This is a genomic window from Bacillus sp. DU-106, from assembly GCF_004799705.1.
GTDB lineage: Bacteria > Bacillota > Bacilli > Bacillales > Bacillaceae_G > Bacillus_A > Bacillus_A cereus.
Window position 1 is genome coordinate 4,921,596 of the sequence record NZ_CP026607.1, and the last position, 25,917, is coordinate 4,947,512.

Below are 25,917 nucleotides of genomic sequence, written 5' to 3' on the forward strand. Positions count from 1 at the left end.
ACCCGGGTATCCTCTCCCAAGCCAAGACAAATCCGCAAAACAAAAAAGCGCCCTGCACAGCAGGACGCTTTCTTCATACATATATTATCCAGTTCCAGCGGCTAGAATGTTCGGTGGCTTCACTTTTTCCTATGAGGCAAAAAGCGCCTCTACGTCAGAAGCTCCATCCCCCTCACATTCTGAACGAGCCGCTTCCACTTTAAATATGTCCAGCTTCGCCTCCTAGACCCTCATGTCTAAGAACCTTCCGCACGAGAAGATAAAAAGCATCTTCTGTGCGAAAGAACCTTAGCCAACGGGTCTGAACAGTCGGCTCCGCATTTCTATTTAACCAATAGAACCTTCCATCTCAAACTTGATTAGGCGGTTCATTTCAACTGCGTATTCCATTGGAAGTTCGCGAGTGAATGGCTCGATGAAGCCCATTACGATCATTTCTGTAGCTTCTTGCTCAGAAATACCGCGGCTCATTAGGTAGAATAATTGTTCTTCTGATACTTTCGATACTTTCGCTTCGTGCTCAAGTGAAACGTAATCGTTTTTGATTTCGTTGTAAGGAATTGTATCAGATGTAGATTGGTTATCCATGATTAACGTGTCACACTCGATGTTAGAGCGAGAGTTTTTCGCTTTTGGTCCGAAGTGTACGATACCACGGTAAGTTACTTTACCACCATGCTTCGCAATCGATTTAGAAACGATTGTTGAAGACGTGTTTGGTGCTAAGTGAATCATTTTCGCACCAGCATCTTGGTGTTGGCCTTTACCAGCAATCGCGATAGATAATGTTAAACCACGAGCGCCTTCGCCTTTTAAGATAACTGCTGGGTATTTCATCGTTAATTTAGATCCGATGTTACCGTCAATCCATTCCATCGTTGCGTTTTCTTCACAAACCGCACGTTTTGTAACTAGGTTGTATACGTTGTTCGCCCAGTTTTGGATTGTTGTATAACGGCAATATGCATCTTTCTTAATGATGATTTCTACTACCGCACTGTGAAGTGAGTTAGTCGTGTAAACAGGTGCTGTACAACCTTCTACGTAGTGTACGTGTGCGCCTTCGTCTACGATGATAAGCGTACGCTCGAATTGTCCCATATTTTCAGAGTTAATACGGAAATACGCTTGAAGTGGTGTATCAACTTTAACACCTTTTGGAACGTAGATGAATGATCCACCAGACCAAACTGCAGAGTTTAATGCAGAGAATTTGTTGTCTGTTGGTGGGATTACTTTTCCGAAATGCTCACGGAAAATATCTTCGTTCTCTTTTAATGCGCTATCTGTATCTTTGAAGACGATTCCTAGAGCTTCTAGGTCTTCTTTCATGTTGTGGTATACAACTTCAGATTCGTACTGTGCAGATACACCAGCTAAATATTTTTGCTCAGCTTCTGGAATACCTAATTTATCAAATGTTGCTTTAATTTCATCAGGTACTTCATCCCAAGACTTCTCAGATTTCTCAGATGGTTTTACGTAGTACGTAATTTCATCGAAATCTAAGTCGTTTAAGTCGCCGCCCCATTGTGGCATTGGCATTTCGTAGAACTTATCCAGTGATTTTAAACGGAAGTCTAACATCCACTGTGGTTCTTCTTTCATACGTGAAATTTCTTCAACGATCTCTTTTGTTAAACCGCGTCCAGCACGGAAAATCGAAACGTCTTTGTCTTTGAAACCATATTTATAATCGCCGATATCTGGCAGTTGCTTCGCCATGTTGGTGTGTCCCTCCTTAGATAACCTCGTTTTTAGGAACCTTTAACATTACTTATCTTCGTTTAAGCCCTTTTCTAACGCTTTCCACGCTAATGTTGCACATTTAATACGTGCAGGGAACTTGCATACGCCTTGTAATGCTTCAATATCTCCTAAATCGATGCTGTCATCGTACTCTTTTCCTAGCATCATGTCAGAGAAAATTTTCGAAAGCTGAAGTGCTTCTTCAATTTTCTTACCTTTTACTGCTTGTGTCATCATTGAAGCTGAAGACATTGAGATTGAACATCCTTCACCTTCAAACTTCGCCTCTTGCACAATACCTTCTTCTACTTTCATCGTAAGTTGAATACGATCGCCGCAAGTTGGATTGTTCAAGTTAACGGTAACACTATCTTCTAACACGCCATGGTTACGAGGATTTTTGTAATGATCCATAATAACTTGACGATATAACGTATCTAAATTATTAAATGACATTTGTGAAATACTCCTTTGTCTTGATTAGCGATTCAACAAATGTATCAATTTCTTCTTTTGTATTATATAAATAGAAGCTCGCACGTGCTGTTGAAGAAGCTTTTAGCCACTTCATAAGTGGTTGCGCACAGTGATGTCCTGCGCGAACTGCAATGCCTTCTACATCTAATACAGTCGCTACATCGTGAGGATGTACGTCTTCAATATTAAATGTAACAAGACCAGCGCGATGCTTTGGACCATAAATTGTAACGCCATCTACTTCTGATAGTCTTTCTAAAGCGTATTGCGCTAATTCATGCTCATGCTTTTCAATATTATCAAGACCGATTTCTTCTAGGAAATCAATTGCCGCACCAAGTCCGATTGCATTACCGATAATCGGTGTACCTGCTTCAAACTTCCACGGAAGCTCTTTCCACGTAGATTCTTGTAAATCTACGAAATCAATCATTTCACCGCCAAATTCAATTGGCTCCATATTGTTCAGCAATTCTTTTTTACCATATAATACGCCGATACCTGTAGGTCCGCACATCTTATGAGCAGATAATGCGTAGAAATCACAGTTTAAATCTTGTACATCCACTTTCATGTGAGGTGTACTTTGTGCACCATCAACGACCATAATTGCGCCATTTTCGTGTGCGATTGCTCCGATTTCTTTTACAGGGTTAATCGTTCCAAGTACGTTTGATACTTGCATAATAGAAACGATTTTTGTATTCGGTGTAACTGTTTGACGAACATCTTCTAAAGAAATTGTACCGTCTGGTTGAAGCGGAAGATATTTTAAAGTTGCACCAGTTTTCTTCGCAACTTGTTGCCACGGAATGATATTACTATGGTGCTCCATGTAAGAAATAACGATTTCATCGCCCTCTTTTACATTTTCAAGACCATAGCTAGCTGCTACTGTATTTAATGCAGTTGTCGTTCCGCGTGTGAAAATAATCTCTTCCATTGATTTCGCGTTAATAAACTTGCGAACTTTCTCACGTGCACCTTCATACGCGTCGGTAGCTTTCGTACCGAGCGTATGAACACCGCGATGCACGTTAGAATTATATTCTTTATAGTAACGTTCTAACGTTTCAATGACTTGAATTGGTTTTTGAGAAGTTGCTGCACTATCGAAATAAACAAGTTGTTTGCCGTTCACTTTTTGATCAAGAATTGGAAACTGTTTGCGTATTTCATGAATATTCATTAGCGAACTTTCCTTTCAATTACCTCAACAAGCTGTGCCTTTACTCCTTCAATTGGAAGCTCATTAACTACAGGTGCTAAGAATCCATGGATGACTAAACGTTCTGCTTCGCGTTTTGGAATACCACGGCTCATCAAGTAGTATAGTTGGACTGGATCTACGCGACCTACTGAAGCTGCGTGACCTGCCATTACATCATCTTCGTCGATTAAAAGAATTGGGTTTGCATCACCGCGTGCTTTTTCATCTAACATAAGAACGCGAGAAGATTGTTGTGCATTTGATTTAGATGCACCGTGTTCAATCTTACCAATTCCGTTAAAGATAGATGTTGCACTATCTTTTTGTACACCGTGTTTTAAAATCCAACCTTCAGAGTGTTTACCGAAGTGAACAACTTTAGTTGTAAAGTTTTGTGTTTGGTTACCACGGCCAATTGTTACTGTTTTCGTATCAGCATATGAACCGTCGCCCATTAAGTTCGTAACGTTCTCTGAAATTGTGTTTCCGTCATTCATAAGGCCTAGAGCCCAATCAATACGGCCGTCGCGTCCTACAACGCCGCGGCGGTTAACGTAAGTTGTTACGTCTTTTGCTAATAGATCAACCGCACCGAATTTCACTTGTGCGCCTTGTTCCACGATTACTTCTGCTACGATATTTGCAATACCTTTAGCATTTTCATTTGCAACGTAGTTTTCTACATAAGTTGCAGTACTGTTCGCATCAGCTACGAATAGTACGTGATTATATACGTTAGCTTCTTCGCCATCTACTAAGAATACAGCTTGAAGTGGAGTTTCAAGAACAACGTTTTTCGGAACATATACGAATGCACCGCCGTTGATTAATGCAGCATGAAGTGCAGTTAGACGATGCTCGTCTACTTTCACGCCGTCTTTCATTAAGTACTTTTGTACTAGTTCAGCATGCTCAGTTGCAGCTGTTACGATGTCTGTGAAAATAACACCTTTTTCTTTTGCTTCGTCTGCTAAAGAAACGAACGCAGTTGTACCAGTGCGTTGTACTAATACGCTGTTATTTTCATCGATTAAGTTTTTCACTGCTTCTGGAAGTTCAGTTAAAGAACTTACAGGCTCTTGCTTAGCAGCGTCGCCTTTTCCGATAAAGTCCCATTTGTCAATTTTCGTTTTATCAGGCGTTGGCATTGGAAGTTCAGTTGCTTGTGCAAGAGCTTGTAAGCGGAACTCAGTCAACCAAGCTGCTTCGTTTACTTCGCTTGCGCGTTGACGGATTGTTTCTTGATCGAAAGGTAATGTACCGATTGTCATGTTTATGCTCCTCTCTTACGCTTCTTGCTCTGTTGTTTCGTCTTCAATACCTAATTCTTTTTTAATCCAGTCGTAACCTTCAGCTTCTAGACGTTGTGCAAGCTCAGGGCCACCAGATTTAACGATACGACCGTTCATCATAACGTGAACGAAGTCTGGAGTGATGTAGTTTAATAAACGTTGGTAATGCGTAATCATTAGGCAACCGAACTCTTCGCCGCGCATTTCGTTAATACCTTTAGATACAACTTTTAATGCATCGATATCAAGACCTGAGTCAATTTCATCTAAGATTGCGATTTTTGGCTCAATCATCATTAATTGAAGAATTTCGTTACGTTTTTTCTCTCCACCAGAGAAACCTTCGTTTAAGTAACGTTGTGCCATTTCTGGATCCATTTCTAGGAATTCCATGTTTTTATCTAATGTACGGATAAATTTCATAAGAGAAATTTCATCGCCTTCTTCACGACGTGCATTAATTGCAGAACGTAAGAAGTCAGCGTTTGTTACTCCGCTAATTTCACTTGGATATTGCATTGCTAGGAATAGACCCGCTTGTGCGCGCTCGTCTACTTCCATTTCTAATACATCTTCACCGTCGATGATGATGCTACCTTCTGTTACTTCATACTTTGGGTGACCCATAATTGCAGAAGATAAAGTTGATTTACCTGTTCCGTTAGGTCCCATAATTGCGTGGATTTCTCCACCTTTTACTTCAAGGTTTACACCCTTTAAAATTTCTTTGCCATCAATTGATACGTGTAAGTCTTTAACCGTTAATGTAGAACCAGCCATCTCAATACCTCCATTAATCCTATATATACATTTTAAAAATTCCTAAAACGTTCATATTCTCATTTTATTCTCATTCTAATTTTATATCAAATAAAATGATATCGCAAACGCCGAAAAAAAGTAACCGTTTTTTCACAAATGTATATAAGTATTTCCTTCACATCTTTCTATGATACACCTTTCTTCTTATTTATATAAAGAAAAAAGGACTGGTAATTTTCCAGCCCTTTCCTTATATTTATTCACTTACCGGAAGTACAGCACCTTTATATTCTTTATTAATAAAATCTTGAATTTCTTTTGAATGTAGCACTTCTACTAGCTCTTTAATTTCTTTTTTCTTCTCATCACCTTTACGAACTGCAATGATGTTTGCATACGGAGAGTCTGATCCTTCAATCGCAATTGCATCCTTTGTTGGATTTAATTTTGCATCAATTGCATAGTTTGAATTAATAAATAAAGCATCTCCCTCATTATTTTCATACAATTTCGGTGAAAGTCCAGGTTCAACATCTGTTTTAAATTTTAAGTTTTTCGGGTTTTCTACAACATCTTTTACTGTTGCTTTAACAACATCTACTCCGTCTTTTAATTTAATAACGCCACCTTTTTGTAACAATGCTAACATACGGCCTCGCTCCGCTACGTTATTACTCATAATCACTGTTCCGCCATCTGGTAGGTCTTTTAAGCTTTTATATTTCTTAGAATAAATGCCCATAGGTTCTAAATGGATTTTTCCTGCGTTTACAATTTTATATCCCTTTTCTTGAATTTCTTTATCTAAGTAAGGAATGTGCTGGAAGTAGTTCGCATCAATTTCTTTATCCGCTAAAGCCTTATTCGGCAACACATAATCTTGGAATTTTTTAATTTCTAATTTAATACCCTTTTTCTCTAAAATCGGCTGTGCCTTTTCTAAAATAACAGCGTGTGGCACGTTAGAAGCTCCCACAACAAGCTTATTCTCCTCTTTTCCTCCGCAAGCAGCTAATGTAAATACAGACAACGCTGTAACAATTGACAGTAGAACCTTTTTCATATGCTTTCCCCTTCTCCCCAATAGTTATGTAGTTATAAAAAGAGCCGGCATACACCAGCCCTTTTCAGCAATTATTCTTTTACAGGAACAACCGCCCCTTTATATTCTTTATTAATGAAGTCTTCAATTTCTTTAGAATGCAATACTTCTACAAGAGCTTTAATCTCTTTCTTATCTTTATCGCCTTTACGAACAGCTACTATGTTTGCGTATGGTGAATCATTTCCTTCAATTGCAATTGCATCTTTTTCCGGATTTAACTTTGCATCAATTGCATAGTTAGAGTTAATTAAAACAGCGTCGCCTTCTTTATTGTTATACACTTGTGGCAATAAACCAGGCTCGATATCCGTTTTGAATTTTAGATTTTTCGGATTATCTGCAATATCTTTTGGAGTTGCTTTAACTGGATCTATTCCGTCTTTAATTTTTAAAATACCTTCTTTTTGTAAAATTGCTAAACCACGTCCATGGTCAGCAACTGAATTACTCATAATAATTGTCGCTCCGTCCGGAAGCTCTTTTAAGCTCTTATACTTTTGAGAGTACACACCAATTGGTTCTAAATGAATTTTTCCTGCTACTTCAAAGTCATATTTTTTATCTTTAATTTCTTTTTCTAAATACGGAATGTGCTGGAAGTAGTTTGCATCTAAATCCTTATCCGCTAACGATTTATTTGGTAATACGTAGTCTTGGAATTTTTTAATTTCTAACTCAATTCCTTTTTTCTCAAGTAACGGTTTTGCCTTTTCTAAAATAACAGCGTGCGGTACGTTAGAAGCACCCACAACAAGTTTCTTTTCATCTTTATCTTTCCCGCCACAAGCAGCTAACCCAAAAATTGAAGTTGAAATAAGTGCCGTAAGTAACAATTTTTTCATTTGAAGCATCCTCCCGTTTTTTATTATCGTTTATCTATTCGAGTCGTTAAACTATCACCAATCCACTGAATTAAAAATACAACTAGTAATACACAAATTGTCGCAACGATTGTTACATCGTTATTCCCTCTTTGGAATCCTTCTAAGTAAGCAAGTGTTCCAAGGCCACCAGCACCAACAACTCCTGCCATTGCTGTATAGCCTACTAAAGCAATTGTCGTAACCGTAATACCAGATACTAATGCTGGTAACGATTCTGGAATTAACACTTTCAAAATAATTGTGCTTGTTTTTGCTCCCATTGCTTTTGAAGCTTCAATTACACCTTTATCAATTTCGCGAAGTGCGATTTCAACCATTCTCGCGTAGAATGGTGCTGCTCCAATAATTAAAGCCGGCAAAGCTGCACTTGCTCCAAGAATTGTTCCAAGAAGAATCTTTGTGAATGGGATTAATAAAATAATTAAAATGATGAATGGTATAGAACGGAATATATTTACGAATGCTCCAATCACCGTATTAATTGATTTGTTTTCCCATAAATTATCTTTTGCTGTCATGAAGAGTAACAATCCTAAAATGAGTCCTAAAACAAATGTCGCAAGAGCTGCGATTGCCGTCATATATAACGTTTCACCAGTTGCTTCTAACATTTGATTCCAATCAACATTTGCAAGTAACTTATCCATGTGCAATCACCTCCAGCTCTACTTGATCTTGATGAATTCCTTCTATTGCTTGCTGGATCGCTGTTTCCTCACCATTTAAATGAACAACTAAACTACCGTAAGAACCGTTATTCGTTTGTGCGATATTTCCTTGCAAAATGCTAACTTCTATGTCACTGCGTTGCATCAATCGTTGAAGCACTGGTCTTTCTACAGCCTCACCGATAAACTGCAAACGAATTACTTTTCCATCTGGATATTTTTCAATTAAACTTTCAATCGTTTCATTTGTATCTTCAGAATCCGTTAACTGCTGTACAAATCGTTTCGTAATATCTTGCTTCGGATTACGGAATACATCAAGTACTGGACCTGTTTCTACAATCTTTCCTTTCTCCATTACCGCAACACGATTACAAATCTTTCGAATTACGTGCATCTCATGTGTAATGAGTACAATTGTTAAACCAAGGCGCTTATTAATGTCTGATAGTAAATCCAAAATTTGATCTGTCGTTTCCGGATCAAGAGCTGACGTTGCTTCGTCACATAAAAGCACTTGTGGATTATTAGCTAATGCTCTTGCAATCCCGACGCGTTGCTTTTGTCCCCCGCTCAGCTGAGATGGGTACGCGTCTCCTCTTCCTTCTAATCCAACAAGATGAATTAATTCATCAACACGTTTTCTTCTCTTCGCTTTATCAACACCTGCAATTTCAAGTGGAAACTCTATATTTTCACGTACTGTTCGTGACCAAAGTAAGTTGAAGTGCTGAAAAATCATTCCAATTTCTTGCCTTGCCTTACGAAGTTCGCTTCCTGTAATTGCTGAAATGACACGATTTGCAATTGTAATTTGACCAGAAGTTGGTTTCTCCAACTGATTGAACAATCTAATTAAAGAACTTTTTCCAGCGCCACTATATCCGATAACACCAAATATTTCACCTTTATCTATTTTTAAATTGGCATTATCTACAGCAGTGACATCACCGCTTTTTGCTTTATATATTTTCTTTACATTCTCTAATAGAATCATGGTGTATCACCCCTTTTTTAAATAAAAAGCGCAAGCGGCTCGTTTAGAACAAGAGGGCGTTTGAATCCCTGACGTAGAGGCGCTTTTTGCCTCATAGGAAGGGATGAAACGACCGACTGTTCTAGCCGCTGGAGCTAGATTTCATAAAGATTTTAGGTCGACTCCGCAATTTTTTATTTTTAATGCGTGTAGTCCACTGTTATCATTACTTTTATTATTTGAATGTCCTCCACATTCAAACAATAAAAAAACCTTTCTGCTTTAGAGAAGCAGAAAGGTTTTTATGCGTATATAACAACATTATCCCTCTCTCTCATCTCTCAAAGCATTTGCTTTGCAGGAATTGGCACCATTTCAACATAAGTTGACGGTTGCCGGGCTTCACAGGGCACAGTCCCTCCACCTCTCTTGATAAGAGAAATCAGATTCAATTTTCGTCTGATTTGAAATTTATGAAATTGTCTATATTTTATGACTTGAATTGTATCAATATACACTCACCATGTCAACAGAAATTTTCGCAAAAAATGAAACTTCAGAATTTTAAGCACCTACTGACATCGGTTTACATATATGAAACATCGATTCCACTAATAACATCGTTCGGTACGTTCCCGAATATTGTACACGTCCATCATTCATTAGCATTTGCAATCGTACATTTCCATTCACCAATTGTTCTATATCCTTTTCATCTAAGCAAATGATTTGTTCCGTTCCTCTTTCCTCATGTACCAACTCTATATAATCTCTTGAAATTTGTAACGAACAACTTTCATCTCCAAAGCGAAAATTAACAGTTTTTTCTTCTTGTCTTAAAAGCGGTTCTAAATGATATTGACCATTAGCGTAATTTACAAATGATTGAAGCAAAGAATATAATCTCACCCTAAATCACATCCTTCATATCACTTTCTATTACATACCATTCCCTCTCACTAAAGAGCAATCCTGTTATTTTCGCTCGACAAATACTGTATCCATCCTGCATCTCGACATATTTCCCAAGAAATATGTCGAGGCGGCAAAATTTTTGCCGCCTACTTTAATTCCGTATATAAATATTCAACCGAATGAAATGCGTATATCTTCTTCATCAGTGTCCCATTTTCAAAAACAAGTAAACAAGGTACACTTTCAATCCCATACTCTTTTGCTAAATGCGGAGCATAATTTAAATCTAACATCCCAATTTTCAAATCTTCAATTGTCATCTCAACCACTGTTAACATCTTTTTTGCTAATTGGCATGTTCCACACATTGGAGTATATACATATAATACTGTTTTTTCTTCGTTCTCTATTAGGGCTGTAGCTTCGGCTCCTGTCCAATCAATCACTTCTATCATTCCTTACCGTAAATATTCTGTATAAACGTCAATGTCGGCTCCCCATAATACATTTGCTAAGTGTGTAGATGGCGCAGTTGCCACTTCTCGGTACGAGCGATCAATATAGATATGCTCGGCTTGCGGGAATTCTTTTCGAAATTGTTTCCTTAACTTTTCTCCAGCATCATCAGCATCCACTAGCACATACACTTCCTTATCAAAAAACTGATCAACGAGCTCATCCATTTTCGACAAACCAATTGTACCATTTGTACAAACAATTTCCACCGGTTCACGAATAATAGATTCAATCTTTCTTCTATCTGATGTACCTTCTACAATAATGACTTTTTCTACATAAATCATATGTCATCACCCGATCACCATATACTATACAACCTTGAACTTAGTATATAGTATATTCGTTATTTTCATGTTGTTTCCTGTTTATTTTTGCAAAAGAAAAGCGCAAGCGGCTCGTTTAGATTGTGAAGACTTATGAAACCTTACCAAAAAACAGTTTTTCTCATAATAGCTTATTTATTTACATATAACTTGAATTTCATTATTTCACAAAAAATAAAAAAGGACAGCACAAAGGCTGTCCTTTAGTCGACTATAATTAGTCTTGGTTTGTCATTTCTGCATATTTTTCTGCAGTTAATAACTTCTCAACTTGGCTTGCATCAGAAAGTTCAACTTTAACCATCCATGCACCCTCGTATGGAGATTCGTTAACAAGTTCTGGTTGGTCACTTAATTCTTCGTTTACTGCTACAACTTTACCGCTTACAGGTGCGTATAACTCAGAAACTGTTTTAACAGATTCTACGCTTCCGAATGGCTCGTTAGCTTCGATTGTTGCACCTACTTCAGGAAGTTCAACGAATACGATATCGCCTAGCTCACCTTGTGCAAAGTGAGTGATACCGATAACAACTTCATTACCTTCAGTTTTTACCCATTCGTGTTCTTCAGAGTAACGTAAATTATTTGGAATGCTCATGACTGTACCTCCAGTGAATGTATTAATTATGTAAAAATACCTTATTGGTACTTTTTCCACACACTTTCAAACTGCTCTTCATTAAAACCAAGTGTTACATTCGTTCCATCTGTTACAATTGGACGTTTAATCAACATGCCATCAGATGCTAAAAGCTCATACATTTCGTCTTCGCTTGCATCTTTCAACTTATCTTTTAGACCAAGTTCACGGTAACGCATTCCACTTGTATTAAAGAATTTTTTTAATGGTAATTCACTTTTTTCATGTAAATTACGTAAATCTTCTTTTGATGGTGGATTTTCAACAATATGAATCATCTCATATGCTACATCGTTTGCCTCAAACCATTTCTTTGCCTTTTGACATGTGCCACACTTTGGATATGAATAAAATGTTACTGTCATAAATTCACCTACTTTTTTACTAACCTTTACCTTTATCATATAGAAAACGTTTTATTATTTCAAACCATTATTCGCTAAACTTTTACTTATTTCGTGATAATTTTTAATAATCCTGCGAATTTTTCTTATTTTTCCGCCATTTGTTAAGAAAAAAATAAATATATAAATTTTTTAGATTCTGCACCAAACATATATCTTAAACAAGCGTTTGATTAATTCTCCATTTTCTTTCTTAACCTTTGAACTACTGGAGTTTCTTTCTACCGAACATACAGCTTAAACAAACGTTTGATTAATTCTCTATTTTTCTTTGTTAACCCTTGAGTTACATCGGTTTCTTCCTACCGAACATACAGCTTAAACAAACGTTTGATTAAAAAAATAAGAAGCCTCTTTTGTAGGCTCCTTCATTATCTATTTAAATAATCTGCAATTGTTTGAAATACGACGATATACATATTATGAATACTTTCTTCTGTATTTCCACCATTCGATAAACCAATTGCCCATTGTTGTCCTTCACCACTTCCGATATTCGCAAACCCTTGCGTATACATAGCATTTACATCTTTTCGGGCACTGTTATACTCTATCCCTTTTGTAATAAAAATCGAATATGATTTATCTTGTAAACCGATAAAAAACACTGGTTTCTTTAGTGATGAAAATACATTTTTATATTGCTCTGTTGAGGCTTCTTGAAAGTGATCTTTCATTATTAGAAAACCATCTACTTCCTTAGATTTCTTTTCCAGTTCCTCTAACTTCATTTCCTCAAACTTTATATTCCTAAACGTATCTTTCGGCTTTTCTCCAACAACTCCAATTACGAGTGCTCTTCCGTTATATTCTAATTTTTCTCCTTCGTTATTCTTTGCACACCCAGCACCTACTAGGCATAACAATATAAAAACTAAAAAATATGATAAACGCTTCATTTAGCACCCTCACCCTTCTTTTTAGTCAAGTGACAAAAACGTAAGGTTAATTCAAGAAAATGTAAGTAAAATCGATAGCCCAATTCACGTTTCTATATTATAATCAATTGAATTTACTTACATTACTAAACATAGGAGATCAACATGAAGAAATTTAAACTTTCATCTTTTCTTCCGTTAAGTTATATACTTCTACTCGTACTCGTAAGTCCCCTTTACGACGTATTAAATAAATCGACTGTTCACGCAGTAGACGTTACAACTGTAGTAGATGATTGGATTCCATTTGTAAAAGCATTTATTATTCCTTATTTACTTTGGTTTCCATACTTATACGGCGCACTTATTTATTACTGTTTTGCTGACCGAAAGCAATATTATGTTACTTTAAGTAGTGTTATTTTTGGAAAGCTTGCTTGTTTTTCTATTTATTATTTTTGGCAAACAACTGTACCGCGTCCGACTGTCGTTGGAACAGATGTATTTTCTGAACTAGTTCGCTATATTTATAGTATCGATCAACCGGTAAACTGTTTCCCTAGCATTCACGTTCTTACTACATTTGTAATTATGTTAGCTGCCTTTAAGCGTAGAGAACAACATGCTTTTGAATATTACATCCTTACTTTCTTCGGTACACTTATTATTTTATCAACGCTATTTACGAAGCAGCATGCCTTTTTAGATGCCGTTTCTGGAATGACACTTGCAAGCATACTATACTTCGGAGTTCAGCTCTTATTAGCAAAAGAACCAATAAAAGTTCCAGTAAAACAAAATCATAAAATGTAACATAAAAAAGCAGACTGTGGCTCAGTCTGCTTTTATCTATTATTAAGGAGATTTTCAATTTAAGATTGCGGTACAGTCATATCACCAGAATGAATACGACCTGCTTTTTTAAGAGCAATGTAAAGTATATAAGAAACAGCTACTGGAATGACGATATAAGTAATTACCATCGCCGGGAGAACTTCCCATCCTTGGCTGGAAATTAAATTAATTGGTGCGATAAGAGAACTTAATCCAAGACCTGCAATTTCCTTTCCTGCTTCCAGTTGGAAAATTAATGCTGATACTGGACCGACTATAGCACTGGCGACGACAGTTGGGACGAGAATCATTGGATTTTTAGTGATATTTGGTAACTGTACTTTCGGAGTACAAAGTGCTTGAGCTAATATGCCACCTAAATTGTTTTCTTTTGCTGAGATGACAGAGAATCCGATAAACTGAGCAACGCATCCAGCAAGAGCAGCACCACCTGCAACACCGTCTAAGCTAAGTGCAATTGCTAACGCAGCTGATGAAGCTGGAGAGATAAGTAATAGTCCCCAAACTACTGCAATGACGATAGAAGCGATGAATGGGCTACCAGCTGAGCTATCTTTAATAAACGCTCCAACTGCATTTAAAACAGGAGTAATATTATGAGATAACCAAATGCCTACTAAACCAGAACCTAATATGGCCGCAAATGGAACGAGCATCATATCTAACGCAGTTTTTCCGCTTAAACGTTTACCAATATATACAGCTAAAGTTGCTGTTAATAATGCACCGATTGGCTCACCTGTTTTAATAATTAGACCAGCTTCAGTAATCGAAATGGATCCGGCACCAATCGCTCCGGCTACCATCGCCGAGAAGATTACAAGACCGTTTGCACCGAGCATAAAAGCAATTCCAGCACCAATTGCCGGTGCCATTAGTGATTTTGCAACAACTCCGATTGTAATAAGTAATGGTATATCAACAATTCTTCCTATATTTTCGATCAGTAAACCAATTCCGAGGGATACGAAAATACCTTGTGCGATTCCAGCAGATGCTTTAAATACACGAGACATTATATATTCCTTCATTTGTTTCACCTTCTCCTATAAGTTAGTAACCAATTGTTTTCATATAATCACGTAAAATATCGTTTGATTTTGCGAATCGAGATTCTTCATCCTCTGTTAAATTGAGTTCTACAACTTCTCTTATACCGTCTCTAGTAATAATAGCTGGTACTCCTGTACAAATATCATATTCACCGTACTCACCATCTAAAATGGCTGATACAGCAATGACACGGTGATCATCATTAAAGATTGAACTCGCAATATATGCTAGAGAATTTCCAATCCCGTAATAAGTAGTTCCTTTACGTTTATAAATTTCCCAGCCAGCTTTTGCAGTCTTCTCAACAATTTCATCTAAATCTATTTCACCAAATCGTTCTTTTTGTTCTTCTAAAATTTGCAGAATTGGCTTTCCACCAACAGTTACATGAGACCAAGCAACCATTTGAGAATCACCATGTTCTCCTAATGAATACCCATGAATACTACGAGGATCTACATGTAGCATTTCAGATAAAATTGTTCTTAAGCGAGAAGAATCTAGTGATGTACCAGTACCGATTACGCGATTTCTAGGTAATCCAGATAATTTCCACACTTGATATGTAATAATATCAACTGGGTTCGATGCAAGTAAGAAAATACCATCAAATCCACTTGCCATTACACCACCAACAACACTTTCCATAATCTTCGCACTCGCTCCTAAAGTATCTAAGCGACTTTGTCCAGGTTTTGGTGCTGGCCCTGCTGTAATAATGACAATGTCCATATCTTTGCAGTCTTCATAGCTTCCTGCATATACTTTTGTTCTTGTATTTGTAAAGTTAATGCAATGTGATAAATCCATTGCTTCCCCAACTGCACGTTCATGATTTATATCAATTAATAATAGTTCTTCGCAAATCCCTTGATTTACAATGGAATACGCACAACTGGATCCAACTAATCCAGTACCGATAATTGCAATTTTTCTTGTATGTCTTTTCATAGCAATCTCTCCTAATTGATCATATAATCTATTTCTTTTGTTCTTTACATTCTTAATTATAGAGGTTCCCACGATAGAAACCATGGATACTTTGTGAAATGTTGAACAAAGTTTTTGTCCTTTTTGTGAATTGTCATATTCCATTTTCGTCATATTTGTTACAACTGGAAAAATATTTATTATGTATTTATTGACATATACAAAAAGAAAACGAGCGAATAAATTCGCTCGTTTTCTTTTTCCTGTTATTCCGCACTTAATTGGCTTTTTAATTGCTGTACAATCATCGGATTAGCAGGTGCTGCCGGTTTGTAATAACTCTTTTGCTTTGCGTACTCATACATATTACGTTGGCGCGCCTCGTCTTGATTACGAATTTGAATTAACGTTTGATGTAACTGTTCATTATCAGACTGAGCAATATAATTTGCATAGCTTGTTAAACTTGCATTTAATCCTGCTAAATAATCATTTACCATATCTTTTTCATTCATTTTCCGCTTCCTCCTATCCTAGGAAAGTCATTAATTGCTGTTTCGTATTTCGTGCATCTTGCGCATCTTTTTGTAGCATTTGTTTCAGTTGTGGATCTGTACACGTCTGTGCATACTGCTCCAACTTGTTAATAATTGTTGCGTGTCCACCAATTAAATGACGTAAGTTTTCTACTTCAAGCTCTGTTAAGTTTTGCATATAACATACCCGCCTTTCTTTGTTCATTCATCATTAGTATTTGGTTCTTTTTGGATTGTATTCATCAACTTTTCCCACATATAAAAAAATAAAAGATGAATAGCTAAGCCATTCATCTTTTATACTGGTTATGTATTTATTTTTATAGAGATACAATCATACTTATACTCACAAGTAAGTTCCATATAATGTGTAAAATAATACTAGGTATAATAGATTGCGTCTTTTTGTATAACATAGCAAATACAATCCCCATAATCATTGCCGTAACCGGAAAACCACCATGAAGAATCCCAAAGATGAAGGAAGAAATAATGATACCAACTAGAAAACTATATTTCTTTTCAAAAAATCGATACAAAATACCTCTATATAAAATTTCTTCTTTAATTGGTGTAATTATAGCAACACTTAACACATATATAATACTTTGTAGACTATTTTGAAGTCCTAAGCTCCCTAATTGATCTCGCTGCTGCCCTGCACTTTCAAAGCTAAACAACTCTAACATTACATACTGAGTTAATGCAATGATGATAAAACCTATTAATAAATACAAGTAGGTTTTCCCATTTTTTAAAACAGATACATCCCATATGTTCTTAATAAAATGAAGCACTGGTTTATAAGCAAATAAAACAATAGTAACAACAGCTGCATCAAATAGAAGTAAATAATATCCCTCTAAATTAGCACGTAATACCTCTTCTCCAAAAATTCCGAGGGCTAAAGCAAGGAATAATCCCCCTAAGAGTGAGAACCCTAGAATGCTTGCAATCGTTACAACTAGATTTTTATATGTTATGTTATCTACTTCTCTTTCTGCATTATACGCGTCTAATACTGTTTTTCTCATACTATTCCTCCATTTGTTTTCATTACCTTAACAAAAATCCTTTAATACAAATATATAGATAATATAACAATTTTTTCAAAAAGAATAATATGCAATTTTACATATTATGAAAACTTTATATTTTATAGTTTTAGGAATAGAATTGCTATGCAATAATTATTATATGAAATTTTAAAAAATACTTCCTATCCACTATAACCCTCGCATCATATAAAACTTATTAGTTAAAGGAGCAATGAACATGAAAACACATGACTTCCTTACAGAAATCCAGAAGGGCTCTGAGCCTAGTCCATATCAAGATCCTATTGCTTTTATTTTCGTTTGCCTTTCCGTAGTCATATACACATTTTTCAAACCTGTAAAATAATATCATGTAATGAGAAAAAGCCTACCGCTCTTTTCGAATTATATGCACTAAAAAACCTTAGAATCACTTCTAAGGTTTTTGTTTGCCTCGCTTCTTATTCACGTAACCCTTTAATAAACGTTTCCAACAATACATGTAGACTTATATCTAAATCTAACGGCAAACCAAATCCGCCCTGTTGTTCAATCGAAGCAAATCCATGACAAATACTTCTGAATCCGCGTGTCGCATGAAGTGCATTCTCTCCTTCTAAGCCATACTGTTGTAAAACCTGAAGACAAAGCTTTACAATTCCGTCACCTGCTTTTCTTACTTCTTCATCTCGTAAAAAAGTTGCTTCATATAGTCCAGAATGTTTTCGGACAAATGCTACATACGCTTCTCCTAAAGCATGAATTGCTTCATCCATCCGTTTATCCTCGGCAGCTTCTTCCAGTCTGTTATGCAGCTTTTTGATTCCGTAAATGCCAAGATTTTTCCGTACATCTTGTAACCCTTTTACATGATTATATAGTGAGGGCGAACGTACCCCTAACGTTTGCGCTAATGAAGCTAACGTTACTTCTTGTACTCCATTTGCATCTGCAATTTCTGCTGCTGTTTCTACAATTTTTTGTAATGTAAGTCCGATTCTCGGTGACATCAATTAACCCTCTTTTCTACTTTCTATATTCCGCTTCGCTTCTTTAATAGCAAGCTCTATGAAAGCCACTGGATCGTTTATCATTTTTCCATGTCCTGCCGCAAGCAAGGAAGGCTCATATTCTCTTAACTTCTCTGCACTTTGTAATGATATTTCTTTGCTCCACGTTGCCATCGCCGGAAACGGAAACCAAAATTTCATTTGTCCTGAAACAGCCATACCTCCTCTTGTTTGGAATGCATCTCCGACAATCAGAGCTTTATTTCTTACATCAAGAAACGACATGGAGCCTGGCGTATGTCCCGGTGTCATAATCGCAAGAAGCGATCCAACTCGGTCGCCATCTTCTAATAAAATATCAGGTACCGTTTTTATCTTTTTAGGTACACCGCCTTTTATTGGCGTATTCGGTTCATCCTTTTGTAACGTCGTATCTCCTTCTAACAGCTTTCCGTCCCGCTTAGAAATATAGACTGGAACATGAGGAAGTACTTCTTTTAATGCGTCTAATGCACCGATGTGATCATCATGCGCATGTGTTAATACAATCTTAGTAATTGGTTTTCCTATTTTCTCAGCCGCCTGTAAAATACCTTTTGCGCTATATGGCAAAGCCGCATCAATTAAAGTTAAACCAGCTTCTTCCTCCACAAAGTAACAATTCACAGGAAACACTCTTGGCAAAAATGACAATTGATATACCGTTTTTTCATGTATCATCCTCATAGTCCCATCTCCCTTTTCACGAAAACTAATACCATTAGTTTTATTATACTAATGGTATTAGTTTTATGTCACTAAAAAATTTTTTTTCAAAAAAAGAACAGTAGCCGTATAAACGACTACTGTTCTTTAAAGATATTAAACTGTGTAACGCTCATCTTCTAAAATTTTCGCAGCGATTTCACGTTTCTTCGGAATTACGTTAAGTGGTGTGTGGCGAGTTAATTTACGTAATGATGATAACATCATGCGCAGCATGTCGCCGTTTTCAACTGCGATAAGTGTTTCTTTCGCATCTGCTTCGATTTCGTTAAATGCTTCTTGGCAGAATACTTCAGTGTATAACACTTTTTGTTTATTCTTTTCAAGACCAGTTGTTTTGATTGCTTTTTCTGTACGAAGAACAGCTGATTCCATTGCGTATAGATTGCTTACGATGTCAGCGATATTCACAAGAATTTCTTGCTCTTTATCTAATGCTTTACCATATTTTTGAGCCGCTAATCCAGCTACCATTAAGCCGATTTTCTTCGCATTAGTTACTAAATACTTTTGAAGTGCTAATGGCTCATCGCCTACTTCTTCTGGCATCATCATCATTAACTCTTCTTGTAATTTTTGTGCTTTTTGAAGAAGTGGTAATTCACCTTTCATCGCTTTACGTAAGAACGTACCTGGTACGATTAGGCGGTTAATTTCGTTCGTTCCTTCGAAAATACGGTTAATACGAGAATCACGGTACATTCTTTCAATCTCGTACTCTGCCATGAATCCGTAACCACCGTGAATTTGAACACCTTCATCTACTGTATAGTCTAATACTTCAGAACCGAATACTTTGTTTAAAGAGCACTCGATTGCATATTCAGCGATAGAAGCTGCTACTGCTTTACCGTCTTTTACTTCTTCTTCAGATAATGTGCTCATGCGGCTTTCGAATAAACCTACTGTACGATATACAGAGCTTTCAGCTGCATATGTTTTTGCTGCCATATTCGCAAGTTTCTCTTGAATTAATGGGAAGCGAGCGATTGGTTGTTTGAACTGTTGACGTTGGTTTGCATATTGTGCTGAAATTTCTACTGCACGTTTCGCAGATCCAACTGTACCAACACCTAATTTATAACGACCGATATTTAAAATGTTGAATGCGATAATATGACCTTTACCGATTTCACCAAGTAAGTTTTCTTTCGGTACTAACGCATCTTCTAAAATTAACGTACGCGTTGAAGAACATTTAATACCCATTTTCTTTTCTTCTGGGCTTGTAGATACGCCAGCGTAGTCTTTCTCTACGATAAATGCTGAGAAGTGCTCTCCATCGATTTTTGCATATACAACGAATACGTCAGCGAATGCAGAGTTTGTAATCCACTGTTTTTCACCATTTAATACGTAATGTGTACCTTCTGCATTTAAACGTGCAGTTGTTTTTGCACCTAATGCGTCAGATCCTGAACCTGGCTCTGTTAATGCGTATGCAGCTAATTTTTCACCAGTTGCAAGTAATGGTAAATACTTTTTCTTTTGCTCTTCGTTACCGAATAATACGATTGGTAAAGATCCGATACCTACGTGAGCACCGTGAGTAATTGCAAAGCCACCAGCGCGAGAGAATTTCTCTGCGATTAACGCTGAGCTTACTTTATCAAGACCAATTCCGCCGTACTCTTCTGGTACGTCAGCGCCTAATAAACCAAGTTCCCCAGCTTCTTTTAAAAGACGAACTGAACGATCAAATTCATGTTGCTCTAAATATTCAAGCTCTGGAAGAACTTCATTTACGATAAAGTCCTCTGTCGTTTTTGCAATCATTTTATGCTCAGATGAAAAATCTTCTGGCGTAAACACTTGATCAATCGTAATCTCATCAACTAAAAAGCTACCGCCTTTAACCGCATTTCCTACTGTTTTTTCCATGAAAATTTCCTCCTTCATATTTTCATGAGCAGCTTCTCTCTTTTTGAAAGAAGCTGGCTCTCCCTTTTTTTATAAACCTTTGTTGCTTCCATTCTTTGCTTTAGCGTCGTCTCGTTCTGAGCGAACCGCTTCCACTTTTTATAGTAATTCAAATACTCCCGCTGCTCCCATTCCGCCGCCGATACACATTGTTACGATACCGAATTGTTCGTTGCGGCGTTTCATTTCGTGAATAAGAGATAGTGTTAGTTTTGCCCCTGTACAGCCAAGTGGATGTCCAAGTGCGATTGCACCACCGTTTACGTTTACTTTTTCTTCATCTAAACCAAGTTCACGAATAACTTGAATTGATTGAGAAGCGAATGCTTCATTTAGTTCAAATAAGCCAATATCAGATAGCTCTAAGCCAGCTAGTTTTAGCGCTTTTGGAATTGCAGCGATTGGGCCGATTCCCATTACTTCTGGTGGCACGCCAGCTACTGCAAATGAACGGAATTTCGCAAGTGGCTTCATGCCATCGCTCACTGCTTTTTCGCGATCCATTAATAGTACAGATGCTGCACCGTCACTCATTTGTGAAGAGTTACCAGCTGTTACAGAACCGCGAACGTTAAATGCTGGACGTAATTTCCCTAAAATGTCTAGCGTCGTCTCTGCTCTTACACCTTCGTCTTGTGCGAAAGTGATTGTTTCTTCTTGCAGTTTATTGTTTGATCCAACCGAGCGTAACGTCACATCTACAGGTACTGTTTCATCAGCAAAGTTTCCTGCAGCTAATGCTTTCGCAGCACGTTGATGACTTCTTACTGCAAATGCATCTTGCTCTTCACGAGAAATTCCATATTTCACAGCAACTTGCTCTGCTGTATGTCCCATACCCATATAATATTCTGGAGCCGCTTCTACAAGGCGACTATTCGGACGAACAACGTGTCCCATCATTGGAACTAAACTCATTGATTCTGCTCCGCCTGATAATACAGCTTCAGAGTGACCAAGCATAATACGCTCTGCTCCGTAAGCGATACTTTGTAAACCTGAAGAACAGTAACGGTTAATCGTAATAGCTGGAACATCGTAAGAAAGTCCTGCTAATCCGCCGATATTACGAGCCATATTTAAACCTTGCTCTGCTTCTGGCATCGCACAACCGAAAATTAAATCATCGATTGGTCCTTCATAATTCGCACGCTTTAACGTTTCCTTTACTACTAACGCCCCTAGATCGTCAGGACGAACTGTTTTTAATGAACCCCTCTTTGCCTTTCCAATTGGTGTTCTTGCTCCCGCAACAATGACAGCTTCTCTCATGAACGATATCTCCCCTCGTTATTAGTTACGTAATGGCTTTCCTTTTACAAGCATGTGCTGCATTCTTGCTTGTGATTTCATCTCACTTACTAAGCTAATAAATGCTTCACGTTCTACATCTAATAAATATTGCTCATCAACTTCTGTTCCGTACGGTACTTTTCCGCCCGCAATGACATATGCAAGTTTCTTCGCAATGTGAAGGTCATACTCTGAAATGTAACCAGATAAATGCATTGCTTCTGCACCAAGTGCAAGAGTTGCATATCCTGTTTCCCCAACAACTGGTATCTTTTTGCGGATTGGCGCTTTGTAACCAGCTTCATATAAAGCAAGTGCTTTCTGTTTCGCATCGTATAGTAAGTGATCACCATTCACACTAATACCATCTTTATCACCTAAGAAGTTATGAGAAACTGCTTCTTGTCCTGAAGTTGAAACTTTCGCCATTGCGACTGTTTCGAACACTTTATTTGCAACTTTTTGCAGATCAAACTCTACACCGTTTGCCATTTTGTTTAAGTGTTTAATGTATAGCTCTTTATTACCGCCTCCGCCAGGGATTAAGCCAACACCAACTTCTACTAAGCCCATATACGTTTCACTAGAAGCTTGAATGCTCGCTGCTGGTAAGCAAACTTCTGTACCTCCGCCAAGCGTCATACCATATGGTGCTGCTACAACTGGCTTAGAAGAGTACTTAATTTTCGTCATTGCATCTTGGAAGTTTTTCACAACTAACTCAATTTCAAAGTAGTTGTCGTCTTGTGCTTCCATTAAGATCATTGCTAGGTTCGCACCAACGCAGAAGTTCTTCGATTGGTTACCGATAACAAGACCTTTATAATTCTTTTCTACTTCATCAACAGCGTAGTTAATCATTTGCGTAATATCCATACCGATTGCATTGCTCTTCGAATGGAACTCTAAGCAAAGGATGCCGTCGCCTAAATCAATTAAGCTCGCTCCGCTATTTTTCTTTAATACACCATTTTTCGCTTTTAATTGCTTAAGAGAAATTGCTTTTTTATTACGCTCGATTAGCTTATATTCGCCATTATCGTAATAGTAGCTATCGCCGTTATCATGTTTATAGAAAGTAGTGAAACCTTTCTCTAACATTTCTTTCACCCAAGTAGGAACAACTACGCCGTTTTCTTCCATCTTTTGAACAGATTTTTCAACGCCGATTGCATCCCACACTTCAAATGGCCCTTGCTCCCATCCGAAGCCCCACTTCATCGCTTGATCAATTGCAACGATATCGTCAGCAATTTCTTTATGAAGTTTTGCAGAGTATAAAAGAGTTGGTGTAATGATGTTCCATAATAACTCTCCTGCACGGTCTTTTGCGTATACAAGCGCTTTCAATTTATTCGCTAATCCTTTTTCTTGTTTACTTAACTCTACGGATGCAGCTTTTAATTTTTTACGCGCTTCGTATTCCATCGTTTCAGGATTTAATTCTAAAATTTCTTTTCCTTGTTTTAAGAAGAAGCCTTGACCCGTTTTACTTCCAAGCCATTTTTTCTCCAGCATGTCATGCATGAAAGCTGGTACTTTAAATACATCACGCTCTTCTTCTTGCACATTTTCATATACGTTATTTGCAACGTGTACGAATGTATCTAAACCGACAACATCTAATGTGCGGAACGTTGCGCTCTTCGGACGACCAATAAGTGGGCCTGTTACAGAATCAACTTCCCCAATGCTATAGCCGCGTTTTACCATCTCTTGAAGAGTAACAAGTAAACCGTACGTACCGATGCGGTTTCCAATAAAGTTTGGTGTATCTTTTGCGATAACAACGCCTTTTCCAAGAACGTCTTCGCCAAATAGTTTCATGAAGCTTAATACTTGTGGATCTGTTTCTTTCGTCGGTATTACCTCTAGAAGTTTTAAATATCGTGGTGGGTTAAAAAAGTGTGTGCCTAAGAAGTGTTTCTGGAAGTCGTCTGAACGACCTTCTGCCATTTTTTTAACTGAAATACCTGACGTATTCGAGCTTACGATAGAACCCGGTTTACGAACCGCATCTACTTTTTCAAATAGTTTCTTTTTAATATCTAAGTTTTCAACTACTACTTCAATAATCCAATCTACATCAGCTAGACGCTCAAGGTCATCTTCTAAGTTACCTGCTTCAATCAGTGCTAAATTTCCTTTCACTGTCAGAGGAGCTGGTTTTTGCTTTAATAGTTTTTGCACAGCCGTATTACTAAAACGATTTCTCACACTTTTATGTTCTAATGTAAGTCCCTTCGCTTCTTCTTCTTTCGTAAGCGCAGGTGGTACAATATCAAGCAATAATGTCGGAATACCAATATTAGCTAAGTGTGCCGCAATTCCCGAACCCATTACGCCTGAACCTAGAACAGCAGCCTTTTTAATTTGGAACATCCAATTCTCCCCCTATTCTTGAATGAATGCTCATTCAATTTTTCGACATAAGTCGCAATCAATGAGTGAGCCTCTACTAATAAATATATGATACTGTTTAAATTTTCGCAATATATTTATTGATAAAATTTTCTGAAATAAATATTTTTCTTTTATTTGCCCATGCTATATATGTATTTTCTTCACTAAAATACACTTTCCCTTTTTATAATCTGACGAAACTGGAGGAATATATATGGCAAAACTTAAGAAGAACCCTTCAAAGGCTGGAATTAGTGCAGCTAGTGTAACTGGAAACGCAGGTCCGCATAACCACGGTGTTGAAAAAGGACGCCAAGGTAATAACCAACAATATAAAAAGCATAATATGGGCGAAAAATAACGCTATATTTTTGGGCAGAGAACGTGGCATAATGATTAATGGCTGCTTTTTCTGCCCAATTTATTTGTAACAAATGAGGGAATTATAATGAAACGAACAATAGTTATGATTGTAATGATTGCCACACTATTTACAGGGATGATTTTCTTCTCTTATGCACAAAGGCAACAAGCTGTAAGAGCTGATCAACCTAATATTACTGGGCAATATGGAGTTACAATCGATGCAGACACAGGTGAAGTTTTGTATGGAAAACGCGAAGACGAACGCTCTTATCCGGCTAGTATAGCCAAAATGATGACAACCCTTCTTTTACTAGAGAATGTAAAAGAGGATGAAGAAATTACAGTTACAGAAAACGCAATTAAAACAGAAAGTCAAAGTAAGAAAATTAAACTTCGTGCTGGGGAAAAGTTAAAACGTGATGAGGCATTAAAACTGATGCTTATCATTAGTGCAGATCCAATAGCTGAATCCATCGCAGAACATATTGCAGGATCAAAAAATGAATTTGTGAAAATGATGAATACTAGAGCGAAGGAACTCGGTACAAAGCATGCGACTTTCAAGAACGCAAGTGGTGCTGATGCACTTGGAAATAAAGTATCGCCATATGACATTGCTATTATTACGAAAGAAGCATTAAAGTATCCAGTTGTTTTAGAATATATGAATTCAACACGTACAACTCTACATACTTCAGAACGCTCTCCAAACATCGCAAACTACGGACGAGAAGAACTATATGACGATCCATATGCGATTGGAAGTAAAAGTGGTCTATCAGCACTTGGCAAATATACAGTCGTAACAGTGGATGAAAAAGACGGTAAACGCGTCATTAACGTCGTATTATCTTCTACTCGCGCGCAACTATATCCTGATACGAAGAAAATGGCACATTATGCATTTCAGCAATTAAAATAACCAAGGAGTATTTTCTCCTTGG

28 protein-coding genes and 1 riboswitch are annotated in these 25,917 nt (G+C 37.3%); of the genes, 3 read left to right on the top strand and 25 right to left on the bottom strand.

Annotation, left to right across the window (positions count from 1 at the left end; genetic code table 11):
• Positions 1–327: 327 nt before the first annotated feature.
• The 15 genes from sufB to C3Y97_RS25305 all read right to left on the bottom strand — a co-directional run bounded on the left by sufB (position 328) and on the right by C3Y97_RS25305 (position 12,826).
• Entirely contained in the window at positions 328–1,725 is a 1,398-nt protein-coding gene (gene sufB, locus C3Y97_RS25235; protein ID WP_001118827.1) for a Fe-S cluster assembly protein SufB, read from the bottom strand.
• Between the two features lie 48 nt (positions 1,726–1,773).
• Positions 1,774–2,205, bottom strand: a complete 432-nt coding sequence (gene sufU / locus C3Y97_RS25240) for a Fe-S cluster assembly sulfur transfer protein SufU (RefSeq protein ID WP_000009523.1) — start codon at positions 2,203–2,205, stop codon at positions 1,774–1,776.
• The gene (sufS, locus tag C3Y97_RS25245; protein WP_001020767.1) at positions 2,195–3,415 is read right to left on the bottom strand and encodes a cysteine desulfurase SufS; all 1,221 of its coding nucleotides are present in this window, start codon (positions 3,413–3,415) and stop codon (positions 2,195–2,197) included. Before sufS ends, sufU begins: the two co-directional genes overlap by 11 nt.
• Positions 3,415–4,707, bottom strand: a complete 1,293-nt coding sequence (gene sufD, locus C3Y97_RS25250) for a Fe-S cluster assembly protein SufD (protein ID WP_000152167.1) — start codon at positions 4,705–4,707, stop codon at positions 3,415–3,417. Before sufD ends, sufS begins: the two co-directional genes overlap by 1 nt.
• 15 nt (positions 4,708–4,722) lie before the next feature.
• Positions 4,723–5,508, bottom strand: a complete 786-nt coding sequence (gene sufC / locus C3Y97_RS25255; protein WP_000929160.1) for a Fe-S cluster assembly ATPase SufC — start codon at positions 5,506–5,508, stop codon at positions 4,723–4,725.
• Between the two features lie 238 nt (positions 5,509–5,746).
• On the bottom strand, positions 5,747–6,553 hold the full coding sequence (gene metQ, locus C3Y97_RS25260; RefSeq protein WP_000757005.1) for a methionine ABC transporter substrate-binding lipoprotein MetQ: 807 nt from the start codon (positions 6,551–6,553) through the stop codon (positions 5,747–5,749).
• Between the two features lie 71 nt (positions 6,554–6,624).
• On the bottom strand, positions 6,625–7,437 hold the full coding sequence (gene metQ, locus C3Y97_RS25265; RefSeq protein ID WP_000735099.1) for a methionine ABC transporter substrate-binding lipoprotein MetQ: 813 nt from the start codon (positions 7,435–7,437) through the stop codon (positions 6,625–6,627).
• 23 nt (positions 7,438–7,460) lie between these two features.
• A complete protein-coding gene (locus tag C3Y97_RS25270) occupies positions 7,461–8,126 on the bottom strand; it encodes a methionine ABC transporter permease (RefSeq protein WP_000359401.1) in 666 nt (221 codons plus the stop codon).
• Positions 8,119–9,144, bottom strand: a complete 1,026-nt coding sequence (locus tag C3Y97_RS25275; protein ID WP_000601763.1) for a methionine ABC transporter ATP-binding protein — start codon at positions 9,142–9,144, stop codon at positions 8,119–8,121. Before C3Y97_RS25275 ends, C3Y97_RS25270 begins: the two co-directional genes overlap by 8 nt.
• 310 nt (positions 9,145–9,454) lie before the next feature.
• Positions 9,455–9,562: riboswitch (SAM riboswitch) on the bottom strand.
• Between the two features lie 125 nt (positions 9,563–9,687).
• Positions 9,688–10,032, bottom strand: coding sequence for a hypothetical protein (locus C3Y97_RS25280; protein WP_001242139.1), 345 nt, complete (start codon positions 10,030–10,032; stop codon positions 9,688–9,690).
• Between the two features lie 152 nt (positions 10,033–10,184).
• Positions 10,185–10,493: a thioredoxin family protein gene (locus tag C3Y97_RS25285; protein ID WP_002008881.1), complete on the bottom strand. Its 309-nt coding sequence runs from the start codon at positions 10,491–10,493 to the stop codon at positions 10,185–10,187.
• A 3-nt stretch (positions 10,494–10,496) separates the two neighbouring features.
• Positions 10,497–10,841: a toprim domain-containing protein gene (locus C3Y97_RS25290; RefSeq protein ID WP_000640870.1), complete on the bottom strand. Its 345-nt coding sequence runs from the start codon at positions 10,839–10,841 to the stop codon at positions 10,497–10,499.
• Positions 10,842–11,097: 256 nt separating this feature from the next.
• Complete coding sequence (gcvH, locus tag C3Y97_RS25295) at positions 11,098–11,481, bottom strand: glycine cleavage system protein GcvH (protein ID WP_000026897.1); 384 nt, start codon at positions 11,479–11,481, stop codon at positions 11,098–11,100.
• A 41-nt stretch (positions 11,482–11,522) separates the two neighbouring features.
• On the bottom strand, positions 11,523–11,888 hold the full coding sequence (locus C3Y97_RS25300) for an arsenate reductase family protein (RefSeq protein ID WP_000218968.1): 366 nt from the start codon (positions 11,886–11,888) through the stop codon (positions 11,523–11,525).
• 410 nt (positions 11,889–12,298) lie between these two features.
• On the bottom strand, positions 12,299–12,826 hold the full coding sequence (locus C3Y97_RS25305) for a hypothetical protein (protein WP_000826909.1): 528 nt from the start codon (positions 12,824–12,826) through the stop codon (positions 12,299–12,301).
• 144 nt (positions 12,827–12,970) lie between these two features.
• Here C3Y97_RS25305 and C3Y97_RS25310 point away from each other — a divergent pair, with 144 nt between their 5' ends.
• Positions 12,971–13,618, top strand: coding sequence for a phosphatase PAP2 family protein (locus tag C3Y97_RS25310; protein WP_000713769.1), 648 nt, complete (start codon positions 12,971–12,973; stop codon positions 13,616–13,618).
• Between the two features lie 59 nt (positions 13,619–13,677).
• On the opposite strand, the gene C3Y97_RS25315 is transcribed toward C3Y97_RS25310, so the two are convergent.
• From C3Y97_RS25315 to C3Y97_RS25360, 10 genes are all read right to left on the bottom strand, one after another.
• On the bottom strand, positions 13,678–14,691 hold the full coding sequence (locus C3Y97_RS25315) for a PTS sugar transporter subunit IIC (protein WP_000666172.1): 1,014 nt from the start codon (positions 14,689–14,691) through the stop codon (positions 13,678–13,680).
• A gap of 22 nt (positions 14,692–14,713) precedes the next feature.
• Positions 14,714–15,664, bottom strand: coding sequence for an L-lactate dehydrogenase (locus C3Y97_RS25320; RefSeq protein WP_000820649.1), 951 nt, complete (start codon positions 15,662–15,664; stop codon positions 14,714–14,716).
• 245 nt (positions 15,665–15,909) lie between these two features.
• Positions 15,910–16,158, bottom strand: coding sequence for a spore coat protein (locus C3Y97_RS25325; RefSeq protein ID WP_001002981.1), 249 nt, complete (start codon positions 16,156–16,158; stop codon positions 15,910–15,912).
• Between the two features lie 13 nt (positions 16,159–16,171).
• Positions 16,172–16,357, bottom strand: coding sequence for a hypothetical protein (locus C3Y97_RS25330; protein ID WP_001180555.1), 186 nt, complete (start codon positions 16,355–16,357; stop codon positions 16,172–16,174).
• A 142-nt stretch (positions 16,358–16,499) separates the two neighbouring features.
• Positions 16,500–17,213: a CPBP family intramembrane glutamic endopeptidase gene (locus C3Y97_RS25335; protein WP_001232992.1), complete on the bottom strand. Its 714-nt coding sequence runs from the start codon at positions 17,211–17,213 to the stop codon at positions 16,500–16,502.
• A gap of 464 nt (positions 17,214–17,677) precedes the next feature.
• Entirely contained in the window at positions 17,678–18,226 is a 549-nt protein-coding gene (locus C3Y97_RS25340; protein ID WP_000074927.1) for a TetR/AcrR family transcriptional regulator, read from the bottom strand.
• Positions 18,227–18,229: 3 nt separating this feature from the next.
• The gene (locus C3Y97_RS25345) at positions 18,230–18,952 is read right to left on the bottom strand and encodes an MBL fold metallo-hydrolase (RefSeq protein ID WP_001242337.1); all 723 of its coding nucleotides are present in this window, start codon (positions 18,950–18,952) and stop codon (positions 18,230–18,232) included.
• A gap of 135 nt (positions 18,953–19,087) precedes the next feature.
• On the bottom strand, positions 19,088–20,872 hold the full coding sequence (locus tag C3Y97_RS25350) for an acyl-CoA dehydrogenase FadE (protein WP_000416291.1): 1,785 nt from the start codon (positions 20,870–20,872) through the stop codon (positions 19,088–19,090).
• A 138-nt stretch (positions 20,873–21,010) separates the two neighbouring features.
• Positions 21,011–22,183, bottom strand: a complete 1,173-nt coding sequence (locus C3Y97_RS25355) for an acetyl-CoA C-acetyltransferase (RefSeq protein ID WP_001206324.1) — start codon at positions 22,181–22,183, stop codon at positions 21,011–21,013.
• Positions 22,184–22,204: 21 nt separating this feature from the next.
• On the bottom strand, positions 22,205–24,586 hold the full coding sequence (locus C3Y97_RS25360) for a 3-hydroxyacyl-CoA dehydrogenase/enoyl-CoA hydratase family protein (protein ID WP_000486392.1): 2,382 nt from the start codon (positions 24,584–24,586) through the stop codon (positions 22,205–22,207).
• Between the two features lie 235 nt (positions 24,587–24,821).
• Here C3Y97_RS25360 and C3Y97_RS25365 point away from each other — a divergent pair, with 235 nt between their 5' ends.
• Both C3Y97_RS25365 and C3Y97_RS25370 read left to right on the top strand, forming a co-directional pair.
• Positions 24,822–24,968 (top strand): YuzL family protein, encoded by a 147-nt coding sequence (locus C3Y97_RS25365; RefSeq protein WP_001096344.1) that lies wholly within the window; start codon positions 24,822–24,824, stop codon positions 24,966–24,968.
• An 87-nt stretch (positions 24,969–25,055) separates the two neighbouring features.
• Entirely contained in the window at positions 25,056–25,895 is an 840-nt protein-coding gene (locus tag C3Y97_RS25370; protein ID WP_000831463.1) for a D-alanyl-D-alanine carboxypeptidase family protein, read from the top strand.
• Positions 25,896–25,917 lie beyond the last annotated feature (22 nt).

Coding starts and splice junctions, on each gene's coding strand:
- sufB (WP_001118827.1), bottom strand. CDS start 1,725: ATGGCGAAGCAACTGCCAGATATCGGCGATTATAAATATGGTTTCAAA.
- sufU (WP_000009523.1), bottom strand. CDS start 2,205: ATGTCATTTAATAATTTAGATACGTTATATCGTCAAGTTATTATGGAT.
- sufS (WP_001020767.1), bottom strand. CDS start 3,415: ATGAATATTCATGAAATACGCAAACAGTTTCCAATTCTTGATCAAAAA.
- sufD (WP_000152167.1), bottom strand. CDS start 4,707: ATGACAATCGGTACATTACCTTTCGATCAAGAAACAATCCGTCAACGC.
- sufC (WP_000929160.1), bottom strand. CDS start 5,508: ATGGCTGGTTCTACATTAACGGTTAAAGACTTACACGTATCAATTGAT.
- metQ (WP_000757005.1), bottom strand. CDS start 6,553: ATGAAAAAGGTTCTACTGTCAATTGTTACAGCGTTGTCTGTATTTACA.
- metQ (WP_000735099.1), bottom strand. CDS start 7,437: ATGAAAAAATTGTTACTTACGGCACTTATTTCAACTTCAATTTTTGGG.
- C3Y97_RS25270 (WP_000359401.1), bottom strand. CDS start 8,126: ATGGATAAGTTACTTGCAAATGTTGATTGGAATCAAATGTTAGAAGCA.
- C3Y97_RS25275 (WP_000601763.1), bottom strand. CDS start 9,144: ATGATTCTATTAGAGAATGTAAAGAAAATATATAAAGCAAAAAGCGGT.
- C3Y97_RS25285 (WP_002008881.1), bottom strand. CDS start 10,493: ATGATAGAAGTGATTGATTGGACAGGAGCCGAAGCTACAGCCCTAATA.
- C3Y97_RS25290 (WP_000640870.1), bottom strand. CDS start 10,841: ATGATTTATGTAGAAAAAGTCATTATTGTAGAAGGTACATCAGATAGA.
- gcvH (WP_000026897.1), bottom strand. CDS start 11,481: ATGAGCATTCCAAATAATTTACGTTACTCTGAAGAACACGAATGGGTA.
- C3Y97_RS25300 (WP_000218968.1), bottom strand. CDS start 11,888: ATGACAGTAACATTTTATTCATATCCAAAGTGTGGCACATGTCAAAAG.
- C3Y97_RS25305 (WP_000826909.1), bottom strand. CDS start 12,826: ATGAAGCGTTTATCATATTTTTTAGTTTTTATATTGTTATGCCTAGTA.
- C3Y97_RS25310 (WP_000713769.1), top strand. CDS start 12,971: ATGAAGAAATTTAAACTTTCATCTTTTCTTCCGTTAAGTTATATACTT.
- C3Y97_RS25315 (WP_000666172.1), bottom strand. CDS start 14,691: ATGAAGGAATATATAATGTCTCGTGTATTTAAAGCATCTGCTGGAATC.
- C3Y97_RS25320 (WP_000820649.1), bottom strand. CDS start 15,664: ATGAAAAGACATACAAGAAAAATTGCAATTATCGGTACTGGATTAGTT.
- C3Y97_RS25325 (WP_001002981.1), bottom strand. CDS start 16,158: ATGAATGAAAAAGATATGGTAAATGATTATTTAGCAGGATTAAATGCA.
- C3Y97_RS25330 (WP_001180555.1), bottom strand. CDS start 16,357: ATGCAAAACTTAACAGAGCTTGAAGTAGAAAACTTACGTCATTTAATT.
- C3Y97_RS25335 (WP_001232992.1), bottom strand. CDS start 17,213: ATGAGAAAAACAGTATTAGACGCGTATAATGCAGAAAGAGAAGTAGAT.
- C3Y97_RS25340 (WP_000074927.1), bottom strand. CDS start 18,226: ATGTCACCGAGAATCGGACTTACATTACAAAAAATTGTAGAAACAGCA.
- C3Y97_RS25345 (WP_001242337.1), bottom strand. CDS start 18,952: ATGAGGATGATACATGAAAAAACGGTATATCAATTGTCATTTTTGCCA.
- C3Y97_RS25350 (WP_000416291.1), bottom strand. CDS start 20,872: ATGGAAAAAACAGTAGGAAATGCGGTTAAAGGCGGTAGCTTTTTAGTT.
- C3Y97_RS25355 (WP_001206324.1), bottom strand. CDS start 22,183: ATGAGAGAAGCTGTCATTGTTGCGGGAGCAAGAACACCAATTGGAAAG.
- C3Y97_RS25360 (WP_000486392.1), bottom strand. CDS start 24,586: ATGTTCCAAATTAAAAAGGCTGCTGTTCTAGGTTCAGGCGTAATGGGT.
- C3Y97_RS25365 (WP_001096344.1), top strand. CDS start 24,822: ATGGCAAAACTTAAGAAGAACCCTTCAAAGGCTGGAATTAGTGCAGCT.
- C3Y97_RS25370 (WP_000831463.1), top strand. CDS start 25,056: ATGAAACGAACAATAGTTATGATTGTAATGATTGCCACACTATTTACA.